The organism is Streptomyces viridosporus, from assembly GCF_002078235.1.
GTDB lineage: Bacteria > Actinomycetota > Actinomycetes > Streptomycetales > Streptomycetaceae > Streptomyces > Streptomyces viridosporus.
The window spans coordinates 258-8,438 of sequence record NZ_MSGP01000108.1 but is presented as its reverse complement, the minus strand read 5'-3'; the positions used below and the strand labels follow the sequence as shown (position 1 = coordinate 8,438).

9 protein-coding genes are annotated in these 8,181 nt (G+C 75.9%); 6 read left to right on the top strand and 3 right to left on the bottom strand.

What is annotated here, in order from left to right; all coding sequences use genetic code 11:
• Positions 1-319 (top strand): ATP-binding protein (locus tag B7L92_RS07875; RefSeq protein ID WP_143626259.1); only part of this gene is annotated, 319 nt, incomplete at its 5' end.
• A 145-nt stretch (positions 320-464) separates the two neighbouring features.
• Here the strand turns inward: B7L92_RS07875 and B7L92_RS07870 are convergent.
• Complete coding sequence (locus tag B7L92_RS07870) at positions 465-749, bottom strand: DUF397 domain-containing protein (protein WP_081236738.1); 285 nt, start codon at positions 747-749, stop codon at positions 465-467.
• A gap of 405 nt (positions 750-1,154) precedes the next feature.
• Between B7L92_RS07870 and B7L92_RS07865 the strand changes: the two genes are divergently transcribed.
• Complete coding sequence (locus tag B7L92_RS07865) at positions 1,155-1,733, top strand: hypothetical protein (RefSeq protein ID WP_255310807.1); 579 nt, start codon at positions 1,155-1,157, stop codon at positions 1,731-1,733.
• An 86-nt stretch (positions 1,734-1,819) separates the two neighbouring features.
• Positions 1,820-2,329 carry a DUF4232 domain-containing protein gene (locus tag B7L92_RS07860; RefSeq protein ID WP_081236737.1) on the top strand — a complete coding sequence of 170 codons (510 nt, stop codon included), beginning with the start codon at positions 1,820-1,822 and terminating at the stop codon, positions 2,327-2,329.
• 11 nt (positions 2,330-2,340) lie between these two features.
• Here the strand turns inward: B7L92_RS07860 and B7L92_RS07855 are convergent, their stop codons facing one another.
• On the bottom strand, positions 2,341-3,456 hold the full coding sequence (locus tag B7L92_RS07855) for a DUF2786 domain-containing protein (protein WP_081236736.1): 1,116 nt from the start codon (positions 3,454-3,456) through the stop codon (positions 2,341-2,343).
• 84 nt (positions 3,457-3,540) lie between these two features.
• On the opposite strand from B7L92_RS07855, the gene B7L92_RS07850 reads away from it, so the two are divergent.
• The 3 genes from B7L92_RS07850 to B7L92_RS07840 all read left to right on the top strand — a co-directional run bounded on the left by B7L92_RS07850 (position 3,541) and on the right by B7L92_RS07840 (position 6,976).
• A complete protein-coding gene (locus tag B7L92_RS07850; protein WP_081236735.1) occupies positions 3,541-4,308 on the top strand; it encodes a Clp protease N-terminal domain-containing protein in 768 nt (255 codons plus the stop codon).
• 105 nt (positions 4,309-4,413) lie between these two features.
• Positions 4,414-6,147 (top strand): bifunctional 3'-5' exonuclease/DNA polymerase, encoded by a 1,734-nt coding sequence (locus B7L92_RS07845; protein WP_081236734.1) that lies wholly within the window; start codon positions 4,414-4,416, stop codon positions 6,145-6,147.
• A gap of 148 nt (positions 6,148-6,295) precedes the next feature.
• A complete protein-coding gene (locus B7L92_RS07840; RefSeq protein WP_081236733.1) occupies positions 6,296-6,976 on the top strand; it encodes a GOLPH3/VPS74 family protein in 681 nt (226 codons plus the stop codon).
• 57 nt (positions 6,977-7,033) lie between these two features.
• On the opposite strand, the gene B7L92_RS40565 is transcribed toward B7L92_RS07840, so the two are convergent.
• The coding region (locus tag B7L92_RS40565) for a hypothetical protein (protein ID WP_218030433.1) at positions 7,034-8,181 on the bottom strand (1,148 nt) is incomplete at its 5' end.

Sequence of the window (8,181 nt, the reverse complement as noted above, 5' to 3'; positions counted from 1 at the left end):
CGAGCTGGTCACCAACGCCCTGCGGCACGGCCTGTCGGCCAACGCCCCGCGGTCGAGGGAGCAGGACCCGCCGGTACGGCTGCATCTGATGCGCTGGACCGGGCGGCTGGTGTGCGCGGTGCGCGACCCCAGCGACGACAGCCCCGTCACCCGCGACTCGGACGACTGCTCCGCCGAGTCGGGCCGCGGGCTGTTCCTGGTCGACTCCTTCAGCGACGGCTGGGGCTGGCACCCCATGGCGGGCGCGCTCAGCGGCAAGGTGGTCTGGGCGCTGTTCCGCCTCCGGCGCCCCGCCGGCCCCACCTGCGCCGGCGTGTGACGGGAAGCGGCGCTTCCGGGCGCCGCTCCTCCGCGCGCCGCTCCTCCGCGCGCCGCTCCTCCGGGCGCCGCTGCTCCGCGCGGGGCACCGCCCGCCGGACACCGCGCAGGACGCACCGGGGCCAGGACACCCGCCCGGGGACGCGTCAGCCGACCACGAGGTGGTCGAACTCGCCGTCCTTCACGCCCAGCAGCATCGCCTCGATCTCCGCGCGGGTGTAGACCAGCGCGGGACCGTCGGGGAAGCGGGAGTTGCGCACGGCCACCTCCCCGCCGGGCAGCCGGGCGAACTCCACGCAGGAACCCTGCGAGTTGCTGTGCCGGCTCTTCTGCCAGGCCACGCCGTCCAGCCTGGTGGCCGCCATGCCGTTGTACACGCCGGACGCAGCGGCACCGTCGCGCCCCTCACCGTCGTACACGTCGTGGTCCACAGGTCGCTCCCCGCTGGTGCACTGGCTGGTGTGGCCATTGATGCAGTGGTCAACTGACCCGGATCATAGCTTTGTTCATGTGCAGACGCATGAGCAGATGCACGTGCACGCGGGGTGGTGCGACGGTTACAGCTCCGCCGACCGTACGGTGACCGCCTCGACGGACGCTTCACCCGCTTCCCGCTCCCTCTAGAGACGCGTACGGAGGCCGTCGTGTTCCCTCGTGTTTCCCCGTGTCGCCTCCTCATGCCGCCGGGCGTGCGTTCCTCTTCGTCCTCGTCCCCCACGGGCGGTGCGAGGTGCGTCACGGGGTCTGGTGGGGTGCGGGGCGGGTCCTGTTAGCTGGCTGCCGTCCGTTCCGGCCCGCCGGGCCGGCCACACCTTGGGGGGCTTGCAGTGACTTCGGTGACCTCGGCGGCTTCGGTGGCCTTCTCGGGTTCCTCCCGCCCGCCCCGCGCGGCGTCCCGCCGACGGGTGCGCACGGTGGCCGCGGCCGTGGGACTGGCGGGTGCGCTGGTGCTCACCGGGTGCAGTGGCGACGGCGGATCCGGCGAGGACTCCGCGACCCCCGCCCCGCCCGCCACGGCGACCCCCGGCACGGGGAGCGGCACGGGTGGTTCCGGCACCGGGGGCGGCACGGGCGGTTCCGACGCGCGCACGGCCCCGGCCGGCGCGCTCGAGGGCAGTTGGCTCGCCACGGCCGGGGGCAGGGCCGTGGCCCTGATGGTCACCGGCGAGCAGGCCGCCCTCTTCGCCACCGGTGGCGTGGTGTGCAGCGGCACCGCCCGGGAGGACGCCGGGACGCACACCCTCCGTCTGAAGTGCACCGACGGCAGCGAGGACCGGGCGAACGGCACGGTCGGCTCCGTCAGCGGCTCCTCCCTGAAGGTGACGTGGGAGGGCGCCCTCGGCACCGAGACGTACACGAAGGCCGAGGGCAGCAGGTTGCCGACCGGGCTGCCGACGGCGGAGCTCGGGTCGTAGGACCGCCGACCGGCGGGGCCGACGGTGCAACCGGCACCGCGTACGTGATGATCTGGGGGTACCTCCACGACTCCAGAGGATCCCCGATGCGCGCCACGCCGACCGCTGTCTCCGCCCTTGCCGCACTCCTCCTCCTGACCGCCTGCAATGACACGGGCGACGACGGGAAGCGGGAGAGCACGGCGTGTTCGCTCGACGAGGTGAGCGTGGAGGTGGGCCCCGCGAGCGCCGCCCCGGCCGCCGGCGACACCGGCGAGGTGCCCGTCGGCCTCACCAACCGGGGCGCCACCTGCACCCTGGAGGGATTCCCCGAGGTGCGGCTGGCCGGCCCCGGCGGTTCCGCCCTCGACCTGCCGCCGACCGAGGGCGCCACGGCGCAGAAGCTGACCCTGGCCGAGGGCGACTCCGCCTCCTTCGGCATCACCTATGTGCGCGGTCCGCGCGGCGACGGCGCCTTCGACGCCGAGACCCTGCGCGTCGTCCTCCCCGGCGACCCCGGCACGAGCAGCTTCCGCTGGTCGTACGGCCCGGTCGCGTCCGACGGCGAGGGCGGGCACCAGGCCTCCGTGAGCGCCTACCAGCAGGCGGGCGACTGACCCTTCCCGCGTCAGGGAAGAGGGGGGCGCCTCCCGACGCGTGCGTCGTCCGCGGCCCGGGTGCCCTCCTCCCAGCCCGCCGCGTCGCTCACCCCGCGCAGCCGGGTGGTCGTCGTCTCCGGGAACAGGCGGTCCGCCCGGTCGGCGACCGCGACCTCGCGGGAGGCGAGGACCGGGAGCAGGTCGTCGCTCACCTGGCTCTCGGCGGCGGCCGCGAGACGCGTCCCCACCCGGTGGGCGTAGGCCGCGAGGAAGGACTGCCGGAAGGTCTTGGTCCGTTTCCGTCCGCCCGCTCTCTGCGCGGCCTCCGCCCGGGTCATCGCCGTGGTCGCCTGCACCAGCAGTGAGGTGTAGAGGAGTTCGACCGCCTCCAGGTCGGAGGCGAAGCCGACGACGGTGGAGAAGCCGAGGGGCTCGTTCCACACGGCCCGGCAGTGGTTCGCGTCGGCGACCGCGTCCAGCAGCACCGCCTTGGCCTGCTCGTACGGCGGCTCCACCCCGATCCGGTAGGCGTCCGGCGTCTCGCCCGAGGGCGCCCGCGCCGCGAGCAGCGCCTCGTCCACGCTGTGCCGCGCCATCAGCTCCTGCGCCTTGGCGCTGAGCGCCTCCGCCTCCTGGGGGAACCCGGTCGCCTCCGCCTTCGCCAGCAGCGCGCGGATCCGGCCGAGCATGCGGGACTCCGGCCGCCGGTCCCGCGGGCCCGTCCCCACCGGCGCCTCGTCGAGGGGTTCCAGGACGGGCAGGCGCAGCAGCAGCCGGTACAGCTCCAGCACGGCGGTGGCGCAGGAGAAGCGGTCGGTGCGCGGCGCGTCCTCGGCCGTCAGTCCGGCGAGCTGGGCCTTCCAGCGGGGACCGCGGGGCCGGTCGTGCGGCGCCTGGGCCCGGATCAGCGCCGAGACGAGCCGTACGTGCACCTCGTCCAGTTCCCGCCGCACGATCCGCACGACATCGGCCGGCTGCCAGCCGCGCCGCCAGGCCGCCGCCACGAACTCCCGTCCGCGCCGGTCGAGTTCGGCATCGGCCACGGGATCCGCGGCGAGCAGGGACGCGCCGGCGTCGAGGGTCTCGTCGGTGGCGTCGTGGAGGGCGGTGCGGAAGGCGCGGTCGACGGTGCTGGACGTGCTCACGGACCGATCGTGCCATGCCGGGACGCCACCCGAAGGTGTCAACTAACGGTTGACACCTCGGGACTGTCAACCTACGGTTGACACATGACCGCGAACCCCAACATCACGTCGTCCGTGCGGCTCGACGACCTCATCTCGGCCATCAAGAAGGTCCACGAGGAGCCCCTCGAACAGCTCCAGAACGCGGTGCTCGCGGGTGAGCACCTCGGCGAGGTGGCCGACCACCTGATCGGCCACTTCGTGGACCAGGCCCGGCGCTCGGGCGCCTCCTGGACGGACATCGGCAGGAGCATGGGCGTCACCCGGCAGGCGGCGCAGAAGCGCTTCGTGCCGAAGGAGGGCGTCGACCTCGACCCCAGCCAGGGTTTCAACCGCTACACGCCCCGCGCCCGCAACGTGGTGATGACCGCGCACAACGAGGCCAAGGCCGCGCGCAACGCCGAGGGCGTCCCCGAACACCTGGTCCTCGGCCTGCTGGCCGAGCCGGAGGGCTTCGCCGCGAAGGCGATCACCGAGCAGGGCGTCACCCTGGAGGCGGTCCGCGAGGCCGCGGCCGCGGCGCTCCCGCCGGCCGCCGAGGAGGCCCCCGAGCTGGTGCCGTACGGCCCGGCGGCCAAGAAGGTCCTGGAGCTCACCTTCCGCGAGGCCCTCCGCCTCGGCCACAACTACGTCGGCACCGAGCACATCCTGCTCGCCCTGCTGGAGCACGAGAACGGCGAGGGCGTCCTCAGCGGCCTCGGCGTCGGCAAGGACGCCACCGAGCGGTACGTCACCGAGCTGCTGGCGCAGTTCCTGGAAGCGCGGAAGGAGAGCGAGGGCGACGAGGAGCGGGAGACCCCGCGGGAGGACTGATCCGGGCCCGGAGAGGACTGGTCCGGCCCTGGCCCGGCCCTGGTCCGGCCCTGGTCCGGCTCTGATCCGGGGCCGTTGTCAGACCCCCCTGCCACACTCGCGTACATGGCCGACCGGTGGGCGCTCGCTCCGGCCGAGGACGGCGGCGTGGACGTCGCCCCCCTCGGTCCGGACGGGCTGCCCGCCGGTCCGGTGCGGCGGGAGGCGCATCCCGCCGAGGCCGTGCGGAGCCGTCCCGGCGTCACGCGGTGGGTGTGGCGGTCCACCGCCGAGGTCTACCCGCGCCTGCTCGCCACGGGGGTGCGAGTCGAGCGGTGCTACGACGTCGAGGCCGCCGAGACGCTCCTGCTCGGTCACGAGGGGCGGTACGGGGAACCCCGTTCGGCCGCGGCCGCCCTGGCCCGGCTGCGCGGCGGCCCCGTACCGCCCGACCCGCCGCAGCGACCGGCCGACCCGGGCGCGCAGTCGCCCCTCTTCGAACCCGCGGGCGTCCCCCTCCCGCTGTCCGACCTCCTCGCCGTCTACGCCGAGCAGCAGCGGCGGACCGGCGCGACCGCGCACCCGGACCGGATGCGGCTGCTGATCGCGGCCGAGTCGGCGGGGATGCTGGTGGCCGCCGAGATGAACCGCGCGGGGCTGCCCTGGCGGGCGGACGTGCACCGCGCGGTGCTGCACGACCTGCTCGGCGAGCGGTACGCGGGCGGTGGCGAGCCGCGCCGGCTGGCCGAGCTCGCCGACGAGGTGTCCGCCGCCTTCGGCCGCCGGGTGCGGCCCGACCTGCCGGCCGACGTGGTCAAGGCCTTCGCGCAGGCCGGCGTCAAGGTCTCCTCGACCCGCCGCTGGGAGATCGAGTCCGTCGACCACCCGGCCGTGAAACCGCTGCTGGAGTACAAGAAGCTGTACCGGATCTGGGTCGCCCACGGCTGGTCCTGGCTCCAGGACTGGGTGCGCGACGGCCGGTTCCGGCCCGAGTTCCACGCGGGCGGGACCGTGACCGGCCGCTGGGTGACCCACGGCGGGGGCGCCCTGCAGATCCCCAAGGTGATCCGCCGCGCGGCCGTCGCCGACCCGGGCTGGCGGCTCGTCGTCGCCGACGCCGACCAGATGGAACCGCGAGTGCTGGCGGCGATCTCCCGCGATCCCGGGCTGATGGAGGTGGCCGGCCGGGAGACCGACCTGTACCAGTCGGTGTCCGACCGCGTGTTCTCCGGTGACCGCGACCGGGCCAAACTGGCCGTCCTCGGCGCGGTCTACGGCCAGACCTCGGGCGACGGCCTGAAGAACCTCGCCGCGCTCAGACGCCGCTTCCCCCGGGCGGTGGCCTACGTCGACGAGGCCGCCCGCGCGGGCGAGGAGGGCCGGCTCGTGAGGACCTGGCTGGGCCGCACCTGCCCGCCGGTCGCCCGCACGACGGACGACGCGGTGGAGGAGGCGGGCATCCCGGTCGCCGGGGATTCCGGGACCTCCGGGGGTTCCGGGGCTTCCGGGGCCTCCGGGGAGGAGGCCGAGGGCGGCCGGTCGTGGGTGCCGGGCCACGCCTCGGCCGACGCCCGGGCCCGGGGCCGCTTCGCCCGCAACTTCGTCGTCCAGGGCAGCGCCGCCGACTGGGCCCTGCTGCTGCTCGCCGCGCTGCGGCAGGCCCTGGCGGACCGGGCGGCCGAGCTGGTCTTCTTCCAGCACGACGAGGTGATCGTGCACTGTCCCGAGGAGGAGGCCCGGGACGTGGTGGCGGCGATCCGGGAGGCCGCGGACCTGGCGGGCCGGCTGACGTTCGGGGAGACACCGGTGCGCTTCCCGTTCACGACGGCGGTGGTGGAGTGCTACGCCGACGCCAAATGACCGGCGGGCCCGCTCCCCGGACGCGGCACGTCCCCGCTTCCGGCGGCACGGGGAACTGCGGTACGGACGGGGACGTCACAGAGAACGGCGGGGCGGGGGTCCGCACCGCCGGCCTCCGCCCCGCCCGAGCACCGAAGGAACGGACACCATGCCCCCCACGGAACCCCCCACCACACTGGGCGAGCAACTCCTGCTCCTCTCCCTGGACGACGAGTCCGGCACCGCGAAGGAGCAGGCCAAGGTGGCCCTGGCGGTCTCCGCGGCCTCGCTGGTGGAACTCGCCCTGGCCGGCCGGATCGACGTGACCGACGACAGGGTCACCGTCGTCGACGCGACGCCACCGGGCGAACCCGCCCTCGACGCCGCGCTCGCCGCCGTCGCCGGCCGGGACCGGCCGGGCAGGACCGGGGACTGGATCAACCGGCTGAGGACCGACGCGGTGGCCCGGGCGAGAGCGGGCCTGCTGGAGAAGGGACTGGTCCGGGAGGAGAGGAGGAAGGTGCTCGGCCTCTTCCCCGCACGCCGCTACCCGGAGGCCGACGGCTCGGTGGAGGCGGCGGTGCGGCAGCGCCTCGACGCCGTCGTCCTCCGGGGCTCCGTGACGCCGGACGAGCGCACGGCGAGCCTGGTGGCCCTGCTGCACGGGGCGAAGCTGCACCGCCTGGCCTTCCCGGACGCCGACGTGCGCCGGGTCGAGGCCGCCATGGAGTCGGTCGCGCACGGCCGGTGGTCCGCGACGGCGGTGCGCCACGTCGTGCGGGCCGCGGAGAGCGCGCTGACGGCGACCGTCGCGGCGACGGTGGCGACGAACCTCGCCGCGGGCGGCTGACGGCAGGGCGGCGGAGCGGCACCGCCGCCCTGCCGCGCCGGGTGACGCTCCCGCGTCTCACCGTGCGGGCCGCGTGTCCTGTCCGCCCCGGCGGGCCGAGCGGTCCCGGCGTGGTCCCCGCGGGGCGTCCTCGGCGACCGCCTCGGGCGTGTCCCACCGAAGGGCGGGAGCCCCGTCCTCGGCGAGGGTCTCCGCCAGCAGGTCGCAGTAGTGGCGCAGGTCCTCGTGCCAGCCGACGAACGAGGCGAAGTCCCGCATGTGCACGGCCAGCCGGAGAGCGGCCGCACGCCCGGTGCCGGGCGGTACGGCGTCGGTGCCGTCACCACCGGTGTAACCGGAGAGCAGGGCGCGGGCCGCGGTCGCGTGGTCGACCGGCGGGCCCTGCCCGGCCGCGCCGAGGCCGCGTGCGGCGGCGGCACGCAGTTCGTACAGCTCGCCGAGGACCCAGCCGAGGTCGAGGGCCGGGTCGCCCCCGGTGACCTCCTCGCCGGTGAGCAGGGCGGCCCGGCCTCCGACGGGGCAGGGGACCAGCCACCCCGTGCTGGGCGCGCCGTGCAGCAGGACCGCGCCCGCCGCGCCGGACGACGCGTCCGCGGCCCCGGCCCAGTCCGCCAGCCGCGCCCACAGCGAAGGGCCGAGCCTGGCACGGGCCAGCGCGCGCAGCCGCGCCGCTTCGGGGACGTCCTCCTCGCCGGACACCCAGGCGAGGAGCCGTCGCACGCCGGGGTGCGGTGGCCGCTCCGGGAACTCCCACGGCTCCCGGTGCAGCCGCCGCAGCGTTCCGCCCAGGTCCGCCAGCGCGCCGACGGAGAGCCGGAACGCGGCGTCGTCGCCGCAGGGCAGCAGCCGGGCCACCGAGACGGCGCCCGGCAGGCGGTACAGCACACCGGACCGCGCGCCGGACCCCGCGGCACCGTCCGCCGCCGGGCCGGCCCACTCCCCCAGGACGAGCCGGACACCGCGCCGGCCCTCGGTACCGGCCGTGCCGACGGCGGCGTCGACGCGGCGCAGTGCCGCCCCGACCGCCGCCGGGGGGAGGCGCTGCGGACGGGTGTGGGCCGGCCCGGGTACGCGCAACCAGCTGAAGCGCGTGTCCCCGTGGTGGCGCACGGTGATCCGCAGGTGGCGGGTGCCGTACTCGCGCACGGTGACGGGCTCCGCCTCCGACGGCCGTGCCGCCGCCGGTGGTCGCGCGGACGTCCGCG